At 68.4% G+C, this 23850-nt stretch carries 18 protein-coding genes and 1 pseudogene; 13 read left to right on the forward strand and 6 right to left on the reverse strand.

Annotated features, from left to right (window positions below):
* The first annotated feature begins 5 nt into the window (after window positions 1-5).
* From AC4EEO_RS07175 to rsmD, 3 genes are read left to right on the forward strand one after another with little or no spacing between them, the layout of a single operon-like run.
* The gene (locus tag AC4EEO_RS07175) at window positions 6-992 is read left to right on the forward strand and encodes a DAK2 domain-containing protein (RefSeq protein WP_491340405.1); all 987 of its coding nucleotides are present in this window, start codon (window positions 6-8) and stop codon (window positions 990-992) included.
* Entirely contained in the window at window positions 982-3252 is a 2271-nt protein-coding gene (locus AC4EEO_RS07180) for an ATP-dependent DNA helicase RecG (RefSeq protein WP_491340166.1), read from the forward strand. The genes AC4EEO_RS07175 and AC4EEO_RS07180 overlap by 11 nt, the downstream gene beginning before the upstream one ends.
* Before the next feature lie 42 nt (window positions 3253-3294).
* Window positions 3295-3909: a 16S rRNA (guanine(966)-N(2))-methyltransferase RsmD gene (rsmD, locus tag AC4EEO_RS07185; RefSeq protein ID WP_018760025.1), complete on the forward strand. Its 615-nt coding sequence runs from the start codon at window positions 3295-3297 to the stop codon at window positions 3907-3909.
* 9 nt (window positions 3910-3918) lie between these two features.
* On the opposite strand, the gene AC4EEO_RS07190 is transcribed toward rsmD, so the two are convergent.
* Complete coding sequence (locus AC4EEO_RS07190) at window positions 3919-4707, reverse strand: spermidine synthase (RefSeq protein WP_018760024.1); 789 nt, start codon at window positions 4705-4707, stop codon at window positions 3919-3921.
* Window positions 4707-5936, reverse strand: coding sequence for an aminotransferase class I/II-fold pyridoxal phosphate-dependent enzyme (locus AC4EEO_RS07195; protein ID WP_491340167.1), 1230 nt, complete (start codon window positions 5934-5936; stop codon window positions 4707-4709). Before AC4EEO_RS07195 ends, AC4EEO_RS07190 begins: the two co-directional genes overlap by 1 nt.
* A gap of 43 nt (window positions 5937-5979) precedes the next feature.
* Here AC4EEO_RS07195 and coaD point away from each other — a divergent pair, with 43 nt between their 5' ends.
* From coaD to AC4EEO_RS07230, 7 genes and pseudogenes are all read left to right on the forward strand, one after another.
* Window positions 5980-6480 (forward strand): pantetheine-phosphate adenylyltransferase, encoded by a 501-nt coding sequence (coaD, locus tag AC4EEO_RS07200; RefSeq protein ID WP_026264218.1) that lies wholly within the window; start codon window positions 5980-5982, stop codon window positions 6478-6480.
* Between the two features lie 122 nt (window positions 6481-6602).
* Entirely contained in the window at window positions 6603-7127 is a 525-nt protein-coding gene (locus AC4EEO_RS07205) for a YceD family protein (RefSeq protein WP_081624091.1), read from the forward strand.
* Window positions 7128-7163: 36 nt separating this feature from the next.
* A complete protein-coding gene (gene rpmF / locus AC4EEO_RS07210) occupies window positions 7164-7367 on the forward strand; it encodes a 50S ribosomal protein L32 (protein ID WP_009356569.1) in 204 nt (67 codons plus the stop codon).
* 20 nt (window positions 7368-7387) lie between these two features.
* A pseudogene (gene rnc, locus AC4EEO_RS07215) lies at window positions 7388-8095 on the forward strand (ribonuclease III); the annotation flags it as partial.
* Window positions 8096-8122: 27 nt separating this feature from the next.
* Entirely contained in the window at window positions 8123-9091 is a 969-nt protein-coding gene (gene mutM, locus AC4EEO_RS07220; protein WP_491340406.1) for a bifunctional DNA-formamidopyrimidine glycosylase/DNA-(apurinic or apyrimidinic site) lyase, read from the forward strand.
* A 130-nt stretch (window positions 9092-9221) separates the two neighbouring features.
* On the forward strand, window positions 9222-10505 hold the full coding sequence (locus AC4EEO_RS07225) for an MFS transporter (RefSeq protein WP_491340168.1): 1284 nt from the start codon (window positions 9222-9224) through the stop codon (window positions 10503-10505).
* Window positions 10502-11512, forward strand: coding sequence for a TolB-like translocation protein (locus tag AC4EEO_RS07230; RefSeq protein ID WP_491340169.1), 1011 nt, complete (start codon window positions 10502-10504; stop codon window positions 11510-11512). The genes AC4EEO_RS07225 and AC4EEO_RS07230 overlap by 4 nt, the downstream gene beginning before the upstream one ends.
* A 19-nt stretch (window positions 11513-11531) precedes the next feature.
* On the opposite strand, the gene AC4EEO_RS07235 is transcribed toward AC4EEO_RS07230, so the two are convergent.
* The 3 genes from AC4EEO_RS07235 to AC4EEO_RS07245 are packed head-to-tail and all read right to left on the reverse strand — an operon-like array spanning window position 11532 to window position 16248.
* Entirely contained in the window at window positions 11532-12527 is a 996-nt protein-coding gene (locus AC4EEO_RS07235; RefSeq protein WP_491340170.1) for an NAD-dependent epimerase/dehydratase family protein, read from the reverse strand.
* On the reverse strand, window positions 12524-15232 hold the full coding sequence (locus AC4EEO_RS07240) for an alpha/beta fold hydrolase (protein WP_491340171.1): 2709 nt from the start codon (window positions 15230-15232) through the stop codon (window positions 12524-12526). The genes AC4EEO_RS07235 and AC4EEO_RS07240 overlap by 4 nt, the downstream gene beginning before the upstream one ends.
* Window positions 15226-16248: a 3-oxoacyl-ACP synthase III gene (locus AC4EEO_RS07245; protein WP_491340172.1), complete on the reverse strand. Its 1023-nt coding sequence runs from the start codon at window positions 16246-16248 to the stop codon at window positions 15226-15228. The genes AC4EEO_RS07240 and AC4EEO_RS07245 overlap by 7 nt, the downstream gene beginning before the upstream one ends.
* A gap of 227 nt (window positions 16249-16475) precedes the next feature.
* On the opposite strand from AC4EEO_RS07245, the gene smc reads away from it, so the two are divergent.
* The 3 genes from smc (at window position 16476) to AC4EEO_RS07260 (ending at window position 22420) form a co-directional block, all read left to right on the forward strand.
* Entirely contained in the window at window positions 16476-20063 is a 3588-nt protein-coding gene (smc, locus tag AC4EEO_RS07250; protein ID WP_491340173.1) for a chromosome segregation protein SMC, read from the forward strand.
* Between the two features lie 83 nt (window positions 20064-20146).
* A complete protein-coding gene (gene ftsY / locus AC4EEO_RS07255; protein ID WP_018760011.1) occupies window positions 20147-21352 on the forward strand; it encodes a signal recognition particle-docking protein FtsY in 1206 nt (401 codons plus the stop codon).
* Window positions 21353-21445: 93 nt separating this feature from the next.
* On the forward strand, window positions 21446-22420 hold the full coding sequence (locus tag AC4EEO_RS07260) for an IS481 family transposase (RefSeq protein WP_491340174.1): 975 nt from the start codon (window positions 21446-21448) through the stop codon (window positions 22418-22420).
* 74 nt (window positions 22421-22494) lie between these two features.
* Here AC4EEO_RS07260 and AC4EEO_RS07265 read toward each other — a convergent pair whose 3' ends face one another.
* The gene (locus AC4EEO_RS07265) at window positions 22495-23736 is read right to left on the reverse strand and encodes an MFS transporter (protein ID WP_491340175.1); all 1242 of its coding nucleotides are present in this window, start codon (window positions 23734-23736) and stop codon (window positions 22495-22497) included.
* Window positions 23737-23850: the final 114 nt, after the last annotated feature.

The following is a 23850-nucleotide window of genomic DNA, read 5'->3' on the forward strand; positions in this document are numbered from 1 at the left end:
TGGCGATGAAGAGGTGGCTGGGCAAGGCGGAAACGGCCCTGGGCAACCACAGCGACCGGCTCAACGCCATCAACATCTTCCCGGTGGCCGACGGCGATACCGGTACCAACCTCTACCTCACCGTTCGCGCCGCAGCCCGCTCGCTGGTGCTCGCCGACGACCAGCCCGCCCCGGTGGACGTCGGTGAAGTCCTCGCCACGGCAGGGCAGGCGGCCATGGAGGAAGCCCGGGGAAACTCCGGCACCCTCTTCTCCGTGTTCCTGTGCGCAGCGGCCGAGCCCCTGGCCGGCCACACCAGGGTGACGTCCACGCTCCTGTCGTCCGCACTGAACCGCGCCCAGATCCGCGCCTGGTCCGCCCTCAGCGATCCCGTCCCCGGAACCATGCTTTCCGTCATGGAAGCAGCCGCCCGCGCCGCGGCCGCCGTGGACGCGGCCCAGGACGGGGACGACAGCAACCACGCGCTGGGCCTTGCCCTGGACGCCGCGGTGGAGGGGGCCCTGGCAGCGGTGATCCACACCGAAGAGCAGCTCGATGCCCTGCAGTCCGCCCACGTCGTCGATGCCGGCGGGGTGGGAATGCTGCTCATCCTGGACTGCCTGCGCTCGGCGGTCCTGGGCGAGGAACTGCAGAACGAACTCCTCGACGGCCTGCACGGCTACGACGTCTCCGATCCCCACATCCACACCGCCATGCCCGACGCCGACGGCGTGGAAGTCATGTGCACCATCAGCCTGTCGCCGCTGGACGCCGCCACCCTCCGGCAGCGCCTGGACGAAATCGGCGAGTCCGTCATCATGAGCCAGGTTGGCGGCGGCGTTGACCCGGACGGGAAGTACCGGTGGCGGGTGCATGTGCACGTGCCGCACCCGGACCAGGCCGTCGCCGTCATCAGGTCCCTGGGCGAGCCGTCCCAGATCAGCGTCAGCGAACTTGCGCTGCCCCGGGACCCGGACATGGACGCAGTGAACACCGGCGGGCATGAACGCTGAGCTCGACCTGGCCCTGGAGCGGCGCATCGGCAAGCGCTCGGCAGCGGTCATTGAGAAACACCTCGGGATCACCACCGTGGACGGACTCCTGAATTACTTCCCGCGCCGTTACATGAGCCGCGGTGAGCTGACCCCCATCAGTGAGCTGCCGCTGGACGAGGACGTCACCCTGATCGCCCGGGTGCTGTCCAGCAGCACGCGCACCATGCAGGCCCGCCGGGGAAACATCACCGACGTCATCGTCTCCGACGACGACGGTCAGCAGGGGCTCCGGCTGGTGGGCGGCCGGGACTTCCGCGGAAAGGTGCCCGGAACCCTCAAAATCAGCTTCTTTAACGGGTACAAAGCCAAAACAGAACTCCTGCAGGGGCGGCGGGCCCTGTTTTCCGGGAAGGTCACCAGTTTCAAGGGACAACTGGGCCTGACAAACCCCGATTTCCAGCTGGTGGACGAAGATCCGTTCACCGACAGTGGCCAGGACCCGGAGAAACTCGCCGCCATGCCCATCCCGGTGTACCCGGCAACCGCCAAGCTTCCCAGCTGGAAGATCCAGAAGACCATCGCCACGCTCCTGGAGACACTCGACCTCGACGCCCTGCCGGACCCGGTGCCAACCGAGGTTTCCGCCCGTGAAGGGTTTCTGCCGGTGTCCCGCGCCTACCGGTTGATCCACGTACCCGAGTCCGCCGACGACTGGCGCAGGGCCCGGGACCGCCTCCGCTACCACGAGGCCTTGGTGCTGCAGTCAGCGCTGGCGCGGCGCCGCGCCCAGCTCGCTGCCGAGGAAGCCACGGCCCGCCGCCCTGTGGGCGACGGCCTCCTGGCCGCCTTCGACGCCAACCTGCCGTTCACGCTCACAGCCGGCCAATCCGCCGTCGGCCAAACCCTCGCCGCGGAACTGGCGCGCGACACCCCCATGAACCGGCTGCTGCAGGGCGAGGTCGGCTCGGGCAAGACCGTCGTGGCGCTGCGTGCCATGCTGCAGGTCATCGACGCCGGCGGGCAGGCCGCGCTCCTGGCCCCTACCGAAGTGCTCGCGGCCCAGCATTACGACTCCATCCGGCGCAGCCTTGGCGCGCTGTCCGGCGACGGCCTGCTGGGCGGTCTGGCCGGCGGAAGCGGCGTTTCCGTGCAGGTCACTCTGCTGACCGGCTCCATGCCCACCGCGGCGCGCAGGCAAGCCATGCTGGATGCCGCCTCCGGGACGGCCGGAATCATCATCGGCACCCACGCGCTCCTGGGTGACAACGTCTCCTTCTACGACCTCGGACTCATCGTAGTGGACGAGCAGCACCGTTTCGGCGTGGAGCAGCGCGACGCCCTGCGGGCCAAGGCGCGCAAGCCCCCGCACCTGCTGGTCATGACAGCCACCCCCATCCCGCGGACCGTTGCCATGACGGTTTTCGGGGACCTGGAGACGTCAACCCTCAGCGAACTGCCCAAAGGCCGGGCCCCGATCACCACCCACCTCGTGGGCCTCGCGGAGAATCCCGCCTGGGCGGCGCGGATCTGGGCGCGCGCCCGCGAGGAGATCGATGCCGGGCGCCAGGTGTACGTGGTCTGTCCCAAGATCGGGACGGACGACGACGGCGACTTCAGCCCCGGCGAAGCCGCACCTCCGGGGGCGGAGGGAGAGGAAGGGCGGGAGCTTGCGTCCGTCACCGCTGTCGTGGAGCATTTGCTGGCCGAGCCGTCCCTTGCAGGGGTGCCGCTTGCCCCGCTGCACGGACGCCAGGAGCCGGAGCTGAAGACGGAGACGATGGCCGGCTTCACCGCCAACCGCATCAAGCTGCTCGTCTCCACCACCGTGATCGAAGTGGGCGTGGATGTGCACAACGCCACCCTGATGGTCATCCTGGACGCCGACAGGTTTGGGATCTCGCAGCTGCACCAGCTCCGCGGGCGCGTCGGCCGTGGCGGACTGCCCGGCACCTGCCTGCTGGTCACCGCCCTGGAGCCGGGGCATCCCAGCCGGCGGCGGCTGGAAGCCGTGGTGGCCACCACGGACGGGTTCGTCCTCTCGCAGGAAGACCTCAAGCTGCGCCGCGAAGGCGATATCCTGGGCGCTTCCCAGTCCGGCGGACGTTCCACCCTTAAACTCCTGCGCGTCCTCGAACACGAAGACGTCATCGCCCGGGCAAGGGAAGACGCCCAGCACATCGTCGGCGGGGACCCGTTGCTGGCGGGCCACCCCGAACTCGCCGACGCCATCGAGAAGTACCTCAACCCCGAGAAGGAGGCGTTCCTTGAACGCGGTTAGCACGGCAGGGCCCCAGGGCGCGGACGGACGGCGGCGGCCGCGATGACACGGATAATCTCCGGCGCCGCGGGCGGTACCCCGCTGAACGCGGTCCCGGGTTCCTTGACCCGGCCCACCACCGACCGCGTCAAGGAAGCGCTGTTCTCCCGGCTCGACGCTTTTGGCGTGATCTCGGGAGCCAGGGTTCTGGACCTGTACGCGGGCTCCGGATCCCTGGGGGTGGAAAGTGCCAGCAGGGGAGCGCAGTCCGTGGATTTGGTGGAGTCCGACGCCAAGGCCAGCGCGGTGTGCCAGCGCAATGCGGACCTCATCGACGGCGTGCTTGGCCGCAAGACCGTCAGCGTGCACCGGGCCAGGGTGGAGCCCTTCCTTGACCGCGCGCCCGGCAACGCTGCCTGGGACCTCGTGTTCCTGGACCCGCCCTATCCCCTGGAGGAAGCGGCGCTGGCCGCGGTGCTCCAAAAGCTCGCCGGCCACCTGGCGGCAGGGGCTGTGGTGGTGGTGGAGCGGTCCTCGCGTTCTCCGGAGCCCGAGTGGCCCGATGGGATGGCACGGTTTGCGGACAAGAAGTACGGCGAGACCCGGTTGTGGTTCGCCGAGCCGTCGGTGCCCGATGCCATCTCCGCCGACGACCTGCCGGACGGGACCGAGGGGTAGGGCCTGGCCTTAGGCCGAGAAGGGGTCCAGGTCCACGCCGGACAGGACCCGGGCAGGGTGGGGGCCACGGGCCGCCAGCTCTGTTGTCCACGACCCCGGCCAGGGGCCCTGCGTTCCTGCCAGGATGACGTTTCCCGGGTACCGTGCCTCGAACATTCCGGCTTCCCCGAACGCGGCAACATCGGCCATGGCCTCGCGCATGGCCGCCACCTGGCTCCTGACCAGCGTGAGGGCGGGCTCGTCGCCCACATTGACGATCAGCACCCCGTCCGGGCTCAGCCGTCCCCGCGCCTCCCGGTAGAAACCACTGGACGCGATGTGGGCAGGCGCCTCCGGCCCGGAAAAGATGTCCAGGATGACGACGTCGAATGCCAGTCCCGGGGCCAGCGTGCCTAGTGCCTCCCGGGCATCGCCGATCATCGTGGTCAGGTCCGTGCCTTCGGGCAGGGGCAGGTGCCGCAGGACAAAGTCCAGCAGTTCGCGTTCCAGCTCCACCGCGTACTGCGGTGAGCCGGGCCGGGTGGCCTGGATGTAGCGTGCAAGGGTCAGCGCACCGGCGCCCAGGTGCAGGGCTTTCACCGGTTCCCCTGACGGTGCGGCGAGATCCACCAGGTGGCCGATCCTGCGCAGGTATTCGTAGAAAATCTCGTCGGGCCGGCTGAGGTTGACATGGGACTGTTCCGCTCCGCCGATGCTGAGCACATAGCCGCCGTCCGTGAACGTGTCCGGTTCGATGGTGGCGTGCTGTCCGGTGGTCCGCAGGAACCGGCTCGCAGGTCCCGCGACGCCGCCGGACATCAGAGCCTGCCGCGGAGCGTTGCCAGCCGCGAGGCGGCCTCCTCCAGGACATCGGTTTTCTTGCAGAAGGCGAAGCGCAGCAGGCTTCTTGTCCGTTCCGCACCCTCGGGGTGGCAGAACACGGGGACCGGGATGGCGGCAACTCCCACCAACGCCGGCAGGCGCCGGGCGAGGTCCAGGGCATCGGTGATGCCGAGCGGTGCGGTGTCCACGTTGACGAAGTAGGTGCCGCGGGGCGTGAAGACATCGAACCCGGCGTCCCTGAGTCCCGCGCTGAGGATGTCCCGTTTTTTCTCCAGGGTGGCCGCAATGCCGTGGAAGAAAGCGTCCGGCTGGCCCAGGCCCGTGGCGATTGCCGCCTGGAACGGGGTCCCGGAACTGTAGGTGAGGAATTGCTTCACGGTACGCACCGCGGCCACCAGGTCCTCCGGCCCGGTGAGCCAGCCCACCTTCCATCCCGTCAGTGAGAACGTCTTCCCCGCGGAGGAGATGGTGATGGTGATCCCGGCGGCTCCGGGCAGCGTTGCCACCGGGATATGGGGGACGCCGAACGTCAGGTGCTCGTACACCTCGTCGGTGACGATGATGCTTCCGTGCTTGGCTGCAAGGTCCACGACGCGCTGCAGCACGGCTTCCGGAAAAACGGCGCCGGTGGGATTGTGCGGGTTGTTCAGCAGGACCACCCGGGTGCGGTCGCTGAATGCCGATTCCAGGGCGGAGAGGTCGGGCATGAAGTCCGGCGCGGCCAGCGGCACGGTCACATGGGTGGCGCCGGTGAGGCCGATGACCGCACCGTAGGAGTCATAGAAGGGCTCGAACGTCAGGACTTCGTCGCCGGGGCCGGCGAACGCCAGCAGCGAGGCAGCGATGCCTTCGGTGGCCCCGGTGGTGATGATGACCTCCGTGGCGGGATCGGGCGTCAACCCGTAGAAGCGTTCCTGGTGCGCGGCCACCGCCTCGCGGAGTTCGGGGATGCCCTTGCCGGGTGCGTACTGGTTGGCTCCGGCGGCGATGGCCGCACGCGCCGCCTCCCTGATCTCCAGCGGCCCGTCCTCGTCCGGGAAGCCCTGGCCCAGGTTGATGGCACCGGTCCGGACGGCAAGGGTGGTCATCTCTTCGAAGATGGTGACCCCCAGTCCGCCGTCGGGCGCCAGCAGGTTGGCGCCGAGCGCGGTCCGCTGCCAGGGAGAAGGTGCCAGGGGCGTGGAATGTTCCCGTGGAGGATGCATCCAGTCATGGTATCCCGGCCTTTCCATGGGGTAGGTTCGGAGCATGAGACGCGCTGTGTGCCCCGGATCCTTCGACCCCATCCACAACGGCCATCTCGAAGTCATTGCCAGGGCTGCCGGCCTTTTTGATGAGGTCATCGTGGCCATCTCCACCAACTACGCCAAGAAGTACATGTTCACCTTGGAAGAGCGGCTGGACATGGCGCGCGAGACGTTGGCGTCGCTCAAGGGGATCGTGGTGGAGCCTGTCGGCGCGGGACTCCTGGCGGAATACTGCCGCCACCGTGGGGTGTCCGCCATCGTCAAAGGGCTGCGCTCGTCGTCGGATTTTGACTACGAGCTGCCCATGGCGACGATGAACCGGCAGCTGAGCGGGGTGGAAACGGTGTTCCTCCCGGCGGAAGCCAGCTACGTCCACTTGTCGTCCACCCTGATCAAGGAGGTGGCGGCACTGGGCGGGAGTGTCTCCGATTACGTGCCCCGCTCGGTGCACCGCCGCCTGGTGACCGGCGAGCCTGGCCCGGATCAGCAGCCAAGACGGTAGGCTGGATGGGTACTTCGGCGCCGCCGCATGCCGGTTTGAGTCACCATGGATCTTCAGGCTAAGATGGTACGTCGGTCATATGTTCAACAGGAGTTCTCATTAAAAGAGATGCTGGTTCGCCCCTGGCGTTCGACGTCAAGGACCTCGGGCGCAGCCCGGGAAGCATGCGGACACTGAAGGAACATGTACCCGCACCGGGTGATCTTGGTGTGGCGCTCATTGGTGTTCAGGAAGGCTCGGATGTCGAGCTCGACCTGAGGCTTGAGGCCGTACACGAAGGAATTCTGGTATCAGGAACCGCAGCCGTCGAAGTAACCGGCGAATGCGGCCGATGCCTGGATCCCCTTGCGTATGACCTTGAGGTCAATGTGCAAGAACTTTTCTTCTATGAAGGCGCTGAGCTTTCGGACGGAGAAGAAGATGAAGAGCAACGTCGAGTCGAGCACGATGTAATCGATCTTGAACCGGTGTTGCGGGACGCGGTTGTCACCAACCTGCCGTTCCAGCCGGTGTGCCGGGAAGACTGCCAGGGCCTTTGCTCCGAATGCGGAGTTCGCCTGGAAGACGAGCCGGGGCACCACCACGAGGTCCTGGATCCTCGCTGGGCTGCCCTAGCTGATATGGCTAAGCCTGACCGGCAAAATTGATTTGTACGTGTTTGTCTAGAGAGAAATGAGTTAGCCGTGGCTGTTCCCAAGCGGAAAATGTCTCGCTCGAATACCCGCGCCCGCCGCTCGCAGTGGAAGGCGACCGCCCCCCACCTGGTGAAGACCGTTGAGAACGGCCAGGTCACCTACAGCCTGCCGCACCAGGCAAAGGTCGTTACCGACTCTGCTGGCACCGCGCTGTTCCTTGAGTACAAGGGCCGCAAGGTCGCTGACGTCTAATCGGCCCAACAGGCTGACTGATGTCGTCAACTGAAGAGCTTCTGAAGCGTCTCGGTGTCTCTATTGACGCCGGGACGCTTCGTCTTGCGCTCACCCACCGTTCGTATGCCTACGAGAATGGCGGCATACCCACCAACGAGCGGCTCGAGTTCCTGGGGGACTCCATCCTGGGCTTCTCCGTGACCGATGCCCTGTACCGGGACAACCCGGACCTGCCCGAAGGCGAGCTCGCCAAGCGCCGGTCCGCCGTCGTCAGCACCCGTGCCCTGGCCGGCATTGGACGCAGCCTGGGCATTGGCGAATACATCTACCTGGGGCAGGGCGAAAAGCTCACCCACGGGAAGAACAAGGCCTCTATCCTCGCGGACACCATGGAGGCCCTGATCGGCGCCACCTACGTCTCCAACGATATCGAGACCGCCCGCCAGCTGGTTATGCGGCTGATCGGCCCGATGCTGAAGGATGCCGCCGTCCTGGGCGCCGGAACCGACTGGAAAACCAGCATCCAGGAACTGGCTGCCAGCCGGCAGCTCGGAAGCATCCACTACGCCGTGGACGGCTCGGGTCCGGACCACGCCCGCACGTTCACTGCCGTCCTGAGCATCGGCGGCAACGCCTACGGCAAGGGCTCCGGGCACTCCAAAAAGGAAGCCGAGCAGGAAGCGGCGGCCGACGCCTGGCGGGTGCTTTCCGGGGCTGAAGCCCACGATGCCGCTGGTACGTCCGCCGGCTCCGCAGCTGCTAAGTCAGCCTCCGTGCCGGAACTGCCCGAGGTTGAGGTGGTGCGCCGCGGCCTGGTTCGCTGGGTCCGCGGCAGGACCATCCAAACCGTCGACGTCCTGGACCCGCGCTCCATCCGCCGGCACGCCCTTGGGGCCGGCGACTTCATCGGCAACCTTGAGGGCGCAACAGTGTCCGACGTCGTCCGACGCGGCAAATTCCTGTGGCTGCCGCTGACGGACAACGGCACGGCCGGGCCGGGACACGCCGAACAGCACCAGGCACCGGCGGTGGCACTGATGGCCCACTTGGGGATGAGCGGCCAGCTGTTGATGCAGGGCGTCGGCGTTCCCGACGAAAAACACCTCAAAGTACGGTTGGGGCTCAGTCCACGTGAGGGCATGCCGGACCAGCTGCGGTTCGTTGACCAACGGATTTTCGGCGGCCTTTTCGTTACTGCCCTGGTGCCTACGGAGGACGGCGGCCCCGGCGGTCTCGCCGAATCGCCGCTTCCGTTGATCGCAGCGGAGGCAGCCCATATTGCCCGGGACCCGCTGGACCCCGCATTCTCCTTCGACCTCTTCTACCAACGCCTCCGGAAACGCAAAACCGGGCTCAAACGGGCACTCCTGGATCAGGGGCTGGTGTCCGGGATCGGCAACATCTACGCCGACGAAGCCCTGTGGCGCGCAAAACTTCATTATGCGCGGGCCACCGACACGCTCCGCCGCGCCGAGGCCCAGCGGGTCCTCGACAGCGCCCGGGAGGTGATGCTGGACGCCCTGGCGGCCGGGGGCACCAGCTTCGACTCCCTGTACGTCAACGTCAACGGAGCCTCCGGCTACTTCGACAGGTCCCTCAACGCGTACGGACGCCAGGGCGAGCCCTGCAAACGCTGTGCCGCAGCGGGAATCCAGTCGATCATCCGGCGCGAGCAGTTCATGAACCGCTCGTCCCACACGTGCCCGGTCTGCCAGCCCCGGCCGCGGAACGGCCGCTGGTAGGTTTCCACAACAGGTCTGCGGATTCTTCGGTACCCGCGGCTGCGGGCCGGCTGCAAGACTGTCTGCACGAACTTCGGGTGGGGCCCGCTGCACGCGCACCGCTTCCCGCCCCGGGAAGGACAGGCAGCCCTTGTACATCTCGATCTCGGACCGCAAAGGCGGCCAACAGGACCAGGCCGGCGCCGGTCCTGCCTCGGTCCACCCGGCTTTCCGGTTGTCGCCGGTGATCATCTGGCTGGGCGTGGTCAGCATGATGACGGACATATCGTCCGAGTCCGTCGCCGCCATCCTCCCGCTCTACGTCACGGGCTACCTGGGGCTGTCCACCATCGCATTCGGTGTCATCGACGGAATAAACCAGGGCGCCAGCGCCATCGTGCGGATCGGCGCGGGCTGGGTGTCCGACCGCACCGGCCATCCCAAGTACGTGGCAGCTGCCGGCTACGGGCTGTCCATGCTGGCGCGGGCGGGGTTCCTCGTGGCCGGGGGCTTCTGGACCCTTGCCGGCATCGTCACCGGCGACAGGATCGGCAAAGGAATCCGCACGGCGCCACGGGATGCCATGATCGCGGCGGAGGCCCAGCCGGAGTACCTGGCGCGCTCCTTCGGCATCCACCGGATGCTGGACAACATCGGGGCGGCCGCCGGCCCGTTCATCGCGTTCCTGGTCCTGATGCTGATCCCCAATGGCTTCAGCACCGTCTTTGGCGTCTCACTCGCCTTCGCCGTGATCGGCGTCGCGGTGCTTCTCCTGGTGGTGCCGGACCGGCTCCAGCGGCGGCGGCAACACCCCGGCCGGTCCAGGCCGGTCGTCAGCTGGAATCTGTTGCGGTGGTCGCGCCTGCGGGAACCGGGCCTGGCCCGCCCCATGGCCGCCGCCGGCTTGTTGGGCGTCCTCACCATCGGCGACGGCTTCATCTACCTCCTCCTCCAGCACCGTGAGTCCTTCGCCATCCAATGGTTCCCGCTGCTGTTCGTGGGCACCAACGCCGCCTTCCTGCTGTTCGCCGTGCCAGTCGGCAGGATCGCGGACCGGTGGGGGAGAGTACCGGTCTTCCTGGCCGGCCACGGTGCCTTGTTGGCCTGCTACCTGCTGGCCGGGCTGCCAACTGCAGGGATCCCCGCCACCATCGGTTGTTTGCTGCTCCTGGGGCTCTTCTACGCGGCAACTGACGGTGTCCTGGCGGCGCTTGTCAGCCAGCTGGCACCGCCCGAAAGGCTGGGCACCGCCCTGGGCACCGCACAGACGGTGGTGGCCGTCAGCCGGATGGCGGCCGCATCCGGATTTGGCGTCCTCTGGTTCGGGGCCGGGCCGGGCATGGCCGTTGCCATCGCGACTGCGTTGCTGGCGGCAGCCATCGCAGGAGCAGCGCTGCTGTTCCGCGGCAGCACCGCAGCGGTGCCCGCCTCGTGAGGAAGCGGCTGCTCTTACTGCTTGCGGTCGTCATAGCCACACTTGGCGCCGCAGGTGCCCAGGCGTTCACCGCCTACCAGCAGTCAAGCGCGAGCCGGCAGGCCGCCCCGGACGTGCAGGTTGCCTCCGCCGGTGCATTGCCGTCCGGCCCCTTCGTGCTGTTCAGGAACACGGCCCCCGGCCAAGGGTTCGGGGAGGCAGCCACTGCGGCCCTGTCTGCACCAAACGGCCGGCGGACCCTCCTGGGCAAGGCCTGCGACAGGGTCTACGCGGCCCGTAACCTGGTCAGCTGCCTGGAGACCAGGAACGGGATGCCCACCTCCTTCGAGGCTTCAACCTATGACGGGTCGCTGGTGCAGCAGGGGACGTGGGCACTCGGCGGGATTCCCAACAGGACACGGGTCAGTGCGGATGGTTCCCTGGTGGCAACCACCGTCTTCGTCTCCGGCCATTCCTATGCGTCGTCGAGTTTTTCAACGCAAACACTGATTGGCCCGGCGGACGGAAGCAGCCATACCAACCTCGAGGACTACGCCCTGATGGACCATGGCGCGCGGATCAAGGCCACCGACAGGAATATTTGGGGTGTGACCTTCAGCCCTGGCAATCCGAATGAGTTCTATGCCACCGCCTCGTCGCAGGGCAATATTTGGCTGGTCCACGGGGATATCGCCGCCCGGACGCTCACCATCGCCGCGTCCGGCGTCGAGTGCCCTTCGGTCTCTCCCGACGGGCAACGGATCGCCTTCAAGAAGAGCACATCGGGAACCCTGGCAGGAGCCCGGCAGCCCGCCGTCCTCGAGCTGGCCACCGGGAACGTCACCGTTCTGGGTGAGCAACGGGACCTGGATGACCAAATCGAGTGGCTTGACAACGGCACCATCCTGTACGGGATGCCCAGGGAAGGGGCGGGCCCGGACAGCGATATCTGGTCGCTGTCCCTGGAACCCGGCGCGGCACCCCGGCTGTTCATCGAGCATGCCTGGTCGCCCGCCGTCGTCCGCTGACAAGGCGGCTCCGCGGCCCTCAGGTGCGCTGCGTGCCCGCCGTTGAACCTGGCTGGTAGTAGCCGGCCAGCCGTGCCAGACCCTCGTCCAGCGATACCTCCGGGGTCCAGTCCAGGAGCCTCCGGGTTTCTCGCTGGTCGAACCAGTGGGCCGTGGACAGCTGCTCGGCAAGGAAGGCCGTCATGGGAGGTTCCTCCTGGCGGCCAAACCGGAGCCAGGCCCGTTCCACCACCGAGCCGGCACTCCGCGCAAGCCTGCCGGGCACGGACCACGACGGAGCCGGCACTCCGCCTGCAGCGCAGATGCCTGCCAGCAGCTCCCCGACAGGCCGGGGTTCCCCGTTAGTGACCACCAGGGCCTTGCCGTGGACGTGCCCCATGCGGTCCAGTGCCGCGACGATGGCGGCCGCCGCATTGTCAATGAACGTGGTGTCGATCAGGGCAGCGCCGGCATCGAGCAGTGGCAGCCGGCCCCGCGCGGCCCGCTCCAGCACACGCTCCACCAACTGGGTGTCTCCCGGACCCCATACGACGTGCGGGCGCACCGCGGTGGTGCGGAAGTCCTGGGCGTCCGCTGCGAGGGCCAGCAGTTCGGCGCGGGCCTTGGTGCGCGCGTAGTTCCCATGCGCGTGCCCGGGGTCCGCCGGTTCGGCGCCCTGCCCGGCGATTGCGGCGCCCGTGTTGGCCACGGAGGGGGATGACACGTACACCAGGTCCCGCACCCCGGCTTCGCGGGCGGCGTCAAGCAGGCGCCGGGTTCCTTGGACGTTCACCTCGTCAAAGTCCGCTGCACGGCCGGTGAAGGAAACCTTGGCGGCAAGGTGGACCACCGCGGCCATGTCCCGTACCGCGTCCCGGACCGCTGCATCGTCGGTGAGGGAGCCGCAACGGTCCTCGGCGCCGTCGACCCTGGAGGGACGCCGCTGGAAGGTGGCCACGGCGTGGCCCCGGCGTACCAGCAAAGCGGCCACCTCCCGGCCCAGGAGCCCGCTCGCGCCGGTGACCAGGACCTTCATGGCGTTCCCGGACGGCCGCCGGCGAGCACCTTCGCCGCCCAGAGGGACAGGCGGGTCCGGTCGATTTTGGCGTTGTGGCGGATATCTGTGGGCTGGGCGGGCACCACCAGGACGGCTGCAACGGACACGCCGGCTGCGGCCGCCGCCGCACGCACCCGTGCGGCCAGGTGGGGATCAGCGGGACCGGCCTTGCGGACGGCCGGCACGGTTTCCACGACCGCGACGACGGCCTGGGTCCCCACCGGTCCCACTCCCACGACGGCGGCCATTCGGACACTGTCCAGGGATTCGATGGCCTGTTCGGGGCCCACCGGCGTTACCACCGACCCCGGAGCCGTCACGATGTGTGCCAGGCGCCCTTCCACCCACAGTCGGCCCTCGGCGTCGAAGTGCCCCACGTCCCCGGTGCGGTGCCAGCCGGCCGCGGCCGCGCTCGCCTGCTGGGTGAGCCAGAGCCGGTCGTAGGACTCCTTGACATGCGGGGCGCTGACCAGGATCTCCCCGGTGACACAGGGCGCCGTCACGGGCTCGGCCCCGGGACTGGTGCCGTCGCCGGGAACGGTGCCGTCCGCGGCCAGCGGGAGGATGGCGACCCGGGCGCCATGGACGGGCAGGCCCACGCAAACCCCGTTGCCGGCCCCCGCTACGTTCCCGGTACCGGCGGCGCAGATTTGTTCGAGGCTGATGTCGGTGACGGGAAGGGCTTCGGTCATTCCGTACGGCGTGTGCAGCGAGGCCCGGGGCAGCAGCCGCTGCACCCCGGCGAGCAGGGGTTCCGGAACCGGGGCGCCGGCGGAGAGCAGCAGTTCGACGCGGGACAACACCGCGGCGTCGCCGGTGGTGAGGCCGTCTTGGGTGGCCAGGACGTTGCGCAGTGCCGCAGGGGAGGCGAAGACCACCGTTGCGTCAACAGCCGCGGCCGCTCGGGCGAGGGCACGTGCCGTCAAGGTTCGGGGGGCCGTGACGTCCATGGCGGGCGTCACCGAGACGGCGCCCAGGGCCGGCCCCAGCAGGGCGAACGGCGCGAAGCCCGCCACCAGCCGGTCACCCGGATGGATCCCGAAGGTTTCCGCCACGGTGTCGCGCATCGCTGCCAGCTGCCGGTGCGTGTAGACGACGCCTTTTGCGGGTCCGGTGGAACCGGACGTGAACAGGACGGCTGCGGGCTGGTCCGGGTCCGGCCCGTCGGCGGTGCGGTGTCCACTGCGGGCACCTGCCCGTGCCAAGGCGGTGAGGGACGTTTCCACCCCAAGGATGCGGCGGCGCGCGGCGGGCAGGTCGTGCACGCTGACGAGCCTGGCAGCCCAGCCGAGGGCGCGGGCTGCCGCCAGTGCCCTGTCGATCCCGACCAGGACATCCGGGGTGGCACCCTTTACGGCACGGCTGAGCCCCCTGGTGCCCAGGCCGGCGTCGGCCACCACCACCACGGCTCCCAGGCGCAGGCAGGCATAGAGCGCCACCGTGAGGTCCACGCCGGGAGGGACCATCAGGCTCACGCGGCTTCCGCTGCCGACGCCCATACCGGCGAGCCCGGCCGATACGTCGGCAACGTTTTTTTCCAGTTCTGCCCAGGTGAGCGAGCGGCCGGCGCTGCCGTCGGGCGCCATCTCGGAAATGGCGGTCCCGGTACCGGAAGGACCGGCTGACAGTTCACCGAGGAGTGCCCAGAGGGGGCGGAACGTGTCCTGCGCGGCGGGGACGGGGTGGCACTGTCCGGTGCCCTGCGTCCCGGCACTGCCGGCCGCCCCGGTTCCGTCCGTCCCGGCACCGCTGCCGGCGATGTTGGCGGTGAGCCAGTCGAAGACGGCCGGTGCGATGTCCCGGTCTTCCGCGAGCAGGTGTCCGGCGCCCTCGTAGCGGTGCACCTTGGCTGCGGGTATCCGTTGGATGAGGTCCTTGAGGTACCGGTCGGAGAAGATCGGGTCCCGCGGGCCCCACAACATCAGGACGGGGACGTCCAGGCCGCGCAGGCCCTCGGCCACACGCGCCAGCTCCGGATGGCTGGGATGGGATGCGTCCACGGGGATATCGGCGACGAAGTTTCCCACCCCCTCACGGCGGGAAGCCCCGCGGTAGGGGGCCATGTAGGCATCGCGGATATCCGCGGGCAGCGGCGGGCTGGCGAGCGAGTGCGTCACCCGCAGGAAAGCGTCCGACGTCGTGGTTCCCCACTTGTGCACGGCGGGGTGAAGCGCCAGGCGCAGGGCGGCCGGGATCCGGGAACTGCCGGGTTGGTGGACGGCGGTGTTGGTGAGGACCACGCCGGCGAGCTGGTGCTGGTGGGCCAGGGCCCAGCCGAGGCTGATCACGCCGCCCCAGTCGTGGCCGGCGGTGACCACCGGACCGTGCAGGCCCAGCGCATCGGTGAGGTCGCCGAGGTCCCTGATCCTGTCGGCGAGGCGGCGGAACACACCGGTGCGTTCGGAGAAGCCCATATCCAGTTGGTCCACCGCCACCACGCGCCAGGGATGGACCGGATCGGTTCCGGCGGCCAGGAAACTCCGCCAGAGGTAGGACCAGGTGGGGTTGCCGTGCACGCACAGCAGGGTTCCGGCCGGGGCCAGGCCCAGCCGCTCCAGTTGCGGGCCGTTATCGAGCACATGCCAGCGGCGCACCGTGCTTGCCGGGTCCGCGGCCGCGGTGGACGGAACCTCGATCCGGCGCGACCATTCGGCGTCCACGCCCGGCCAGGCCGCGGTCACCAAACGATTTCCAGCATTGCGGTGTTCAGGCCCGAACCGACGCCCATGCACAGGACCCTGTCACCGCTTCCCAGGGTCTGCGTCTCGGCGGCCAGCGTCATCGGCAACGACGCGGGGCCCACGTTGCCCCAGTGCGGGAAGGTGATGGGTACCTTGTCCGGATCAAGGTCGATCGCGTTGATGATCGCCTGGGTGTAGGCATTGCTCACCTGGTGCGTGACGTAGCGGTCCATCTCCGCCCAGTTCCACTCCGGCTGGGCCTCATGCCAGGCATCGACCACCAGTTGCAGGCCGCCGTCGAGCAAGCCCTTGGTGTCGGTGGCCATGCCGTCGATGCCGCCCACGCAGAGTTCGTGGTGCTCGGTGCCGGCCCGCATCACACCGCCCACGATCCGGTGGGCGCCCGGGTGCTGGTCCGCCGGACCCAGGACGGCGGCGGCCGCCCCGGAACCGAGCGTCAGGGTGGCGAATTCCCGGTTGAAATCGTCACGCGTCGTTTCGGGGCGCTGCAGCCGGGCAAGCGTGGCTTCCTGGGTCAGCTGGGCATCCTCGCCGTTAACGATCACTGCGTACCGGATCTGGCCGGAATCGATCATGTTGGCGGCCAGGGTCAGGGCGTTGACGAACCCCAGGCAGGCATTGGCGAGGTCGAAGTTCATGGCCGACGACGGCAGGCTGAGTCCGTGATGGATCTTCACCGCAACGGATGGTTCCAGGTTCCGCCGCGTCACTGACGTGTTGATCAGCAGGCCCACCTCCGACGCTTCGATGCCCGCCTCGGCCAAAGCTTTGGCGCCGGCTTCGATGGCAGCATCATCGAAGGAGGTCCCCGCGGCCCACCAGCGGCGGTGCGTGATACCGGCCACGCGCTCGAGCAGCCGCGGCGGAAACTTCAGCCTCTGCAGGGTGGAGGCCAGTTTGCGGTCGAAATCCGTGGAGCTGACGATCCGCGGAGCCTCGACGCTGCTTACGGAAAGCAGCGCGGTATTGCTGTGCCGGAAGGTTGCGTTACCTGCCAATTCAAGCCCCTCTTCGTTTTTGTCCTGCAGCCACGCGGTGACTGTACCCACATCAGTGCAGGCCCAAGAGCTTAACTATGCCTTTGCTGCGCCCGATCATGCATATTGGCCGGGGGCGCCGCCGCCGGCCGCGGAGTGCTGGACGGGAAATGTCGCTCCTGCGCAGTAGATTATAGGGAGCCGGTTCCAGCATCGTTCCCTACCCCCGCCAGGAGACCAGGAAAGCCTTGCACCTCAAAAGCCTCACCGTCCGGGGGTTCAAGTCCTTTGCGTCGGCCACCACCTTCGACTTCGAACCCGGCGTCACCGCCGTCGTGGGTCCCAACGGCTCCGGCAAGTCCAACGTGGTTGATGCCCTGGCCTGGGTGATGGGCGAGCAAGGGGCCAAGACGCTTCGCGGCGGCAAGATGGAGGACGTTATCTTCGCCGGGACGTCCGGCCGGCCGCCGCTGGGACGCGCCCACGTCTCGCTGACCATCGACAACACCGACGGCGCCCTGCCCATCGAATACAGCGAAGTGACCATTTCGCGGACCCTGTTCCGGACGGGAGGTTCCGAGTACGCCATCAACGGAGCCGGTTGCCGGTTGCTGGACATCCAGGAATTGCTGTCCGATTCCGGACTGGGCCGGGAAATGCACGTCATAGTGGGCCAAGGGCAGCTGGACCGGGTCCTGCACGCCACCCCGGAGGACCGGCGCGGATTTATCGAAGAGGCGGCCGGCATCCTCAAGCACCGGCGGCGCAAGGAGCGGACGGTCCGCAAACTGGAGGCGATGCAGGCCAACCTCCAGCGGCTGACCGACCTCACCGGGGAGATCCGGCGCCAGCTCACGCCGCTGGGCAAGCAGGCGGAAGTGGCCCGCCGCGCCCAGCGTGTCCAGTTCGATGTCCGGGACGCCCGGGCACGCCTCCTGGCCGATGACCTGGTCCAGCTCCAGCAGGCCCTGGAACAGGACGTGGCCGACGAAGCCGCGCTCAAGGCCCGGCGGACCGCCGTCGAACAGGAACTTGAAGCCGGCCGAAGGCAGCAGGCCGCGCTGGAACAGCTGGCCGCGGAGGCCACCCCCCGGCTCAACGCTGCCCGCGACACCTGGTACCGGCTCTCCACCGCCCGGGAACGGCTCCGTTCATTGGGTACCCTGGCCACCGAACGGAGCCGCCTGCTGGGCTCCGACGACGCCCCGGCACCGTCCGGGCGGGACCCGGAACAACTGGAACGCCAAGCCGCGCGGGTGCGGCAGGAGGTGGCCGAACTCGAAGCGGACATCGTGCGCCGTCGCGGAGTCCTGGACGCCGCAAGCACGGCGAAGGCCGACGCCGAACAGGCTGCGCGCGCCGAGGACCAGCGGCTCACCGCGCAGTTGAGGGCGGCCGCTGACCGCCGGGAAGGCCTGGCGCGCCTCGCCGGGCAGGTCGCAGCGGCACGGTCCCGGGTGGAGTCGGCCCAGGCGGAGCTGGGCCGGCTCCGCGAATCCCTTGCCGCCGGCACCGAACGGCGCGCGAAGGCACAATCCGAATTCACGGCCCTGGAAAACCAGGTGGCGGGAGTGGAGGAGGGAGAGGAGTCCCTCGACGCCGAGTACGAGGCCGCCAGTGACGTGCTCGATGCGGTGCTGGGCGACATCGCCGGCCTCAAGACCGCAGTCAACGAAGGAATTCGCAAACGCGATGCCCTCGTCGCGCGCCTGGACGCCCTGAAACTCGGCCTTGACCGCAAGGACGGCGCCCGGCACGCGCTGGAGTCCGGTCTTCCGGGCATCCGGGGCAGCCTCGCCGCCGCACTCACCGTGCACGCCGGGTTCGAGGCCGCGATCGCTGCTGCACTGGGGCAGGCGTCGGATGCTGTCCTCGTCCACGACGCCGGCACGGCGGCCGCGGTCCTGCAGGCCCTAAAAGACGACGACGGCGGCCGCGCGGCCCTCCTCCTGGCGTCCGCGGACGTGGACCAGCCACAGGACGCCCCGGACCTGGAGCTTCCCGGCGAGGCCCGGTGGGCTGCCGGACTGGTGGACGGCCCGGCGGTGGAGGTCTCCCTGGTACGGCACCTGCTGTCCGGAACCGTCGTCGTCCCCGGCATGGATGCGGCGGCGGCGCTCGTGGCCTCGCAGCCCGGCCTGACGGCCGTCACCCGGGAGGGCGACGTGTTCACCGCCGTCTCGGCCACTGGCGGATCCGCCAAAGCACCATCCCTCCTGGAGGTTCAGGCGGCCGTGGACGACGCCGGGCGTGAGCTGTCGGCCGTGACGGCGGACCTCGAGCGGAACAGGTTCGCCCTGGCCGCCGCCGAGGCCCGGCGCGCCGCGGCGCAGGAGGCCGCGGACGCTGCCCTGGACCGGCTGCATGAATCCGATGCCCGGCTCGCCGCCGTCGCCGAACGCCTGGGGCACCTCAATTCGGTCCTGCGCAGCGCCGTCGGAGAAAGCGACCGACTGGCAGCCTCCCTGGCCCGCGCCGAAGAGAACGTGGCCGCCGAGGAAGAGGCGCTCGCAGCCATCACCGCCCGGCTCGCGGCGGCCCAGGAAGCTCCCGTCGAGCAGGAACCCTCCACCGAACACCGCGATGAGCTGGCGGGAGCCGCGTCGGCCGCCCGCGCCGCCGAGGTTGAAGCACGGTTGTCCCTGCGCAGCGCCGAGGAGCAACTGGCAGCCACCGGCAGCCGGGCAGCCTCCCTGGAACGCGCGGCCGCCACGGAGCGCCGGGCACGGGAGGAAGCGGCCGACCGCGCGCGGCGCCGCCGCATCCAGGCCCGGCGGGCCGCAGCCGTTTCCGCGGGGGTGGAGATGGCCCTTGGCTATGTGGATGTCTCCGTCGAGCTCGCCCGGCACGAACGCGACCTCGCAGAGGAGAACCGGGAGCTGCGGGACCGCGGGCTCCGGGACATCCGGGAATCCAACGACGCCCTGGCCCGCGAACTGGCGGACCTCACAGACAATGTGCACCGCGACGAACTTGCCCGGGCCCAGCAGCGGGCCAGGATCGAGGCGGTGGAAACCCGTTCCGTGGACGAACTGGGCATCACGCCGGAGGCCTTGGTCGCGGAGTTCGGACCGCACGTCCCCGTGCCGGTCCCGGCGGAAGAGTCCGGCGACAAATGGGCTGCCCTTCGTGCTCCTGTCGATGCCGGTGGCGAGGAGATCCGCGAAGGCAAACCCTACGTGCGGCAGGAACAGGAGAAGCGGCTGCGGAGGGCCGAACGGGACCTCGCAAGCCTGGGCAAGGTCAACCCGCTGGCGCTGGAGGAGTTCGCGGCGCTGGAGGAGCGGCACCAGTTCCTCAGCACCCAGCTGGAAGACCTCAAAGCGTCCCGCCGGGACCTGCTCGATATCATCAGAGAGGTGGATGACCGGGTGCAACGGGTGTTCGCGGAAGCCTTCGAGGACACCCAGGCCCAGTTCGTCAGGGTCTTCGAGCGGCTGTTCCCGGGCGGCGAGGGGCGCCTGGTCCTCACCGACCCCGCCGACATGCTGACCACCGGCATTGACGTGGAGGCCCGTCCGGCCGGCAAGAAGATCAAGCGGCTCTCCCTGCTCTCCGGCGGCGAACGCTCACTCACCGCGGTGGCCCTGTTGGTGGCCATTTTCAAGGCCCGGCCGTCCCCGTTCTACGTCATGGACGAGGTGGAGGCGGCGCTGGACGACACCAACCTGGGGCGCCTGATCACCATCTTCGAGGAGCTCCGGGAGTCCAGCCAGCTGATCGTCATCACCCACCAGAAGCGGACCATGGAAGTGGCGGACGCGCTCTACGGCGTCACCATGAGGGGCGACGGCGTCTCCACCGTCATCAGCCAGCGGCTCGGGGCCGAGGTATAGCAGCCGCACCTCCGGCATCGGAGCAGGTCAGGCGCCCTGCCGGGGGCCCGGACCGGGCGGACCCTGTATGAGAAGCTAGGGGAGTGAATGACATCCTTCCCATTGTCCTGTCCATCCTTGCTGCCGTGGTGGTCATCGGCGCGCTGATCCCGGTCCTGATCAAGACGCGGAGGAACATCACCCGCTACCCGGACACCCGGGACGCGAACGATCCCGAGGTCCGCTCCGGGGGCGGCACGGCAGTGGATGACAGCACCGGAACCATCGAACGCGGGACCCCCGGCGGTGCCGGCACCGACGTTGTCGACACCACCACCGTCCCGGACGATGCCGCCGGACTCGAAACCATTCCGGTCGAAACACCGCTGCCGGTCGCAGGTCGCCTTACCCGGCTGCGGGAACGGCTGGTCCGCTCCAACAACATCATGGGCAAGGGCCTGCTGGCACTGCTGTCCAGCGACCGGATCGACGAGAGCGTTTGGGACGAGGTGGAGGAAACACTCCTGCTCGCTGACCTGGGCACCGAACCCACCATGCAGCTGGTGGATGCACTCCGTGAGCGGGTCAAGGTCCTGGGCACCAGGACCCCCGAACACGTCAAAGCCATGCTCCGCGAGGAACTCATCAAACTGGTCGACCCCACCATGGACCGCAGCCTGAACGTGGAGCGGCACGCGGACAAGCCTGCCGTCATGATGGTGGTGGGCGTCAACGGCGTCGGAAAGACCACCACCGTAGGCAAGCTCGCGCGGGTCCTGGTGGCCGAGGACAAGGACGTCCTGCTCGGCGCAGCGGACACCTTCCGGGCCGCCGCCGCCGAGCAGTTGGCAACCTGGGGCCAGCGGGTGGGCGTTCCCACCGTGAAGTCCGACATCGACGGCGCCGATCCTGCGTCGGTCGCCTACGAAGCGGTGAAGGCAGGCATCGAGCAGGAAGTCGACGTCGTCATGATCGATACCGCCGGGCGCCTGCAGAACAAGGTGGGCCTGATGGACGAACTGGGCAAGGTCAAGCGCGTGGTGGAGAAGCTGGCCGAGGTGGACGAGGTCCTGCTGGTGCTGGACGCCACCACCGGCCAGAACGGCCTGAACCAGGCCAGGGTCTTCTCCGAGGTGGTCAACATCACCGGCATCGTGCTGACCAAACTGGATGGAACAGCCAAGGGCGGCATCGTCGTCGCCATCCAGCGGGCGCTCGGCGTGCCCGTCAAACTCGTGGGCCTGGGCGAAGGCGCCGACGACCTCGCCCCGTTCGATACCGAAAGCTTTGTTGACGCCCTGCTGAACTAGCTGTACTGAGTCAGGACGTTGGTTGCATTGTGAATAGGTGAAGACCTCTTAGGTTGGTGGTTACCACACACAGCCAACGACTAAGAGGTCTTCATGTCCCACCGTAATGCCCGCCTGACCCCGAAGGGTAGGCGGATCCTTATCGAGCGCGTCCTCGCCGGCCGCCCCATCGCCCATGTGGCCAAAGAAATGGGTGTCTCGCGGACCTGCGCACACCGCTGGATCAGCAGGTACCGGGCTCACGGCTGGGCCGGCCTCGAGGACCGCAGCTCCCGCCCAAGGTCGTGCCCCCACGCCACTCCGGCGAAAGTCGTTGCCGATGTTCTGACCCAGCGCGTTGAGCACCGCGAAGGGCCAGCGGGCCTTGCAGCCCGGTGCGGTACTAGCGCCCGGACGGTCTCCCGGATCCTGACCCGCGCGGGCATGCCCCGACTGTGGGACCTGGACCCGGTGACCGGGGTACGGATCCGGGCATCCCGTGCCACGGACCGACGCTACGAGCGCGACGCTCCCGGAGATATGATCCACATCGACGTCAAGAAACTCGGCCGGATTCCCGACGGCGGAGGCTGGCGGGCCGGCCCGAAGCAATCCGCCCGCAACCACTCAACAGGCCATACAAGGGTCGGTTTCGACTACGTCCACGTGGCCGTCGATGACCACACCCGTCTGGCCTACGCCGAGGTCCTGCCCGACGAGAAAGGCCCGACCTGCGCCGGGTTCCTCACCCGGGCCGCAGCGGCCATGGCAGCCAACGGCGCACCCGTCCGCAGAGTCATGACCGACAACGCGTTCGCCTACCGGTTATCGAAAGATTTCCAGGACGCACTGGCTGCACTGGGGGCCAAACACATCCTGATCAAACCCCGCCATCCCTGGCAGAACGGCAAAGCAGAACGCTTCAACCGCACCCTCCAAGAAGGCTGGGCCTACCGGCAACCCTTCACCTCCAACCAGGCCCGGACAGCTGCCCTGCAGCCATGGCTAGACTTCTACAACAACCACCGGCCCCACGGCAGCCTCGGAGGCAAACCACCCATCAGCAGGTGCAACCAACCTACTGACTGAGTACAACTAGCTGCCCGCCCCGCTGGCTCGCATTTGTTGTCGTTTTGAGGGCTCACAACGACAACAAATGCGAGTCAGTTGGGTTTAACCCGGAGGGTTTCCCGGGTGGGCAACCAGCCGCCGGCCGCCAGCAGCAGCATGGCGCCGGTGACCGCGAACGCCCAGCCGAAACCCAGGCCGTCCGCCAGCAGGCCCGCCACGACCGGTCCCACGATCGCCCCGACGTCGGACGTCATCTGGTAGGCGGCCAGCACCTTGCCGCCGGAACGCCCGTTGCCGATCACGTCCGCCACGGCGGCCTGCTGCGCAGGACCGAAAAGACCGGATCCGACGCCGGCCAGCGTCGATGCCGCGAGGAACCAGGGCAGATCGTGGGTGATACCGATCGACGCGGTTGACAGGCCGGCCACCAGCAGCCCGGAAATCATCATGGGCTTGCGCCCCAGGGAATCCGCCAGCCGGCCCGAGAACGCCAGGGCGGCAGCGTTCCCGGCGGCGAACACCGCCAGTGCCAGGCCCGCCGCCTGCGGCCCCGCCCCAAAGGCGGACGCGGCGAACAGCGGGACCGTTGCCATCCGGACGCCGAAGGTGGCCCAGCCGTTGGCGAAGCTGGACAGCAGCGCCGACCGGTAGGTTCCGGTTGACAGGGCATCGCCGAAACGCATATCCGGTGCGCGTTCCCGGGCTTCGCCGGTGCCACGGCGCTGATGGCTCAACTGGGTCTGCACCACGAAGGCTGCCACGAGCAGGGCCCCCGCGTACGCCAGGAACGGTACCCGCAGGCCCAACCCCGCCAGCAGCCCGCCCACGATCGGGCCGCAGACGTTTCCGATCAGGAACGCCGACGCATAGGCGCCCGACACCCGGCCCCTGCTTTCCGGGGGCGCCAACCGGATCACCAGGGCCATCGAGGCAACGGTGAACATTACCGAGCCGGCGCCGCCCAGGCCGCGGAACAGCAGGAGTTGCCAGTAGTCCTGGGCGAACGCGCACGCCGCAGTGGACAGCGCCACGATCAACAGGCCCGCAACGTAAACGGGGCGTTCACCGCGTTTACCGATCAGCGCACCCCCGGCAGGGGCGAAAGCAAGGCGCATGAACGCGAAGATCGCCACAATGACGGCGGCCTCGGTGTTCCCTACCCCAAAGGTTGTTGCGAATTGCGGCAATACGGGGGCAACAAGGCCGAATCCCAGGGCGATGAGGAACGCTGCTGCCAGCATCACCTTGATGTCCCGCGGAAGCTTCTCCCGTTGCGGCCTCAGGCGGGCCCAAATCCTTGCGCTGGCGCCGTTTACCGGGGGTGGTGCCGTCATGGTGCTGAAGTCCTTGCTGGAAAGGGAGCCGGGTGGCTGCGCGAGTGCGGAAACATAACCGTAACAAGGCGGATATGCACCATTTACTTCCTAGAGGTTGTTGTAACAGGCCCG

It is taken from the genome of Pseudarthrobacter sp. MOO13 (assembly GCF_058267655.1).

What these genes read in the sequence shown, in the direction of transcription:
- AC4EEO_RS07175 (WP_491340405.1), top strand. Translation starts at nt 6, where the DNA reads ATGAAGAGGTGGCTGGGCAAGGCGGAAACGGCCCTGGGCAACCACAGC.
- AC4EEO_RS07180 (WP_491340166.1), top strand. Translation starts at nt 982, where the DNA reads ATGAACGCTGAGCTCGACCTGGCCCTGGAGCGGCGCATCGGCAAGCGC.
- rsmD (WP_018760025.1), top strand. Translation starts at nt 3,295, where the DNA reads ATGACACGGATAATCTCCGGCGCCGCGGGCGGTACCCCGCTGAACGCG.
- AC4EEO_RS07190 (WP_018760024.1), bottom strand. Translation starts at nt 4,707, where the DNA reads ATGTCCGGCGGCGTCGCGGGACCTGCGAGCCGGTTCCTGCGGACCACC.
- AC4EEO_RS07195 (WP_491340167.1), bottom strand. Translation starts at nt 5,936, where the DNA reads ATGCATCCTCCACGGGAACATTCCACGCCCCTGGCACCTTCTCCCTGG.
- coaD (WP_026264218.1), top strand. Translation starts at nt 5,980, where the DNA reads ATGAGACGCGCTGTGTGCCCCGGATCCTTCGACCCCATCCACAACGGC.
- AC4EEO_RS07235 (WP_491340170.1), bottom strand. Translation starts at nt 12,527, where the DNA reads ATGAAGGTCCTGGTCACCGGCGCGAGCGGGCTCCTGGGCCGGGAGGTG.
- AC4EEO_RS07260 (WP_491340174.1), top strand. Translation starts at nt 21,446, where the DNA reads ATGTCCCACCGTAATGCCCGCCTGACCCCGAAGGGTAGGCGGATCCTT.
- AC4EEO_RS07265 (WP_491340175.1), bottom strand. Translation starts at nt 23,736, where the DNA reads ATGACGGCACCACCCCCGGTAAACGGCGCCAGCGCAAGGATTTGGGCC.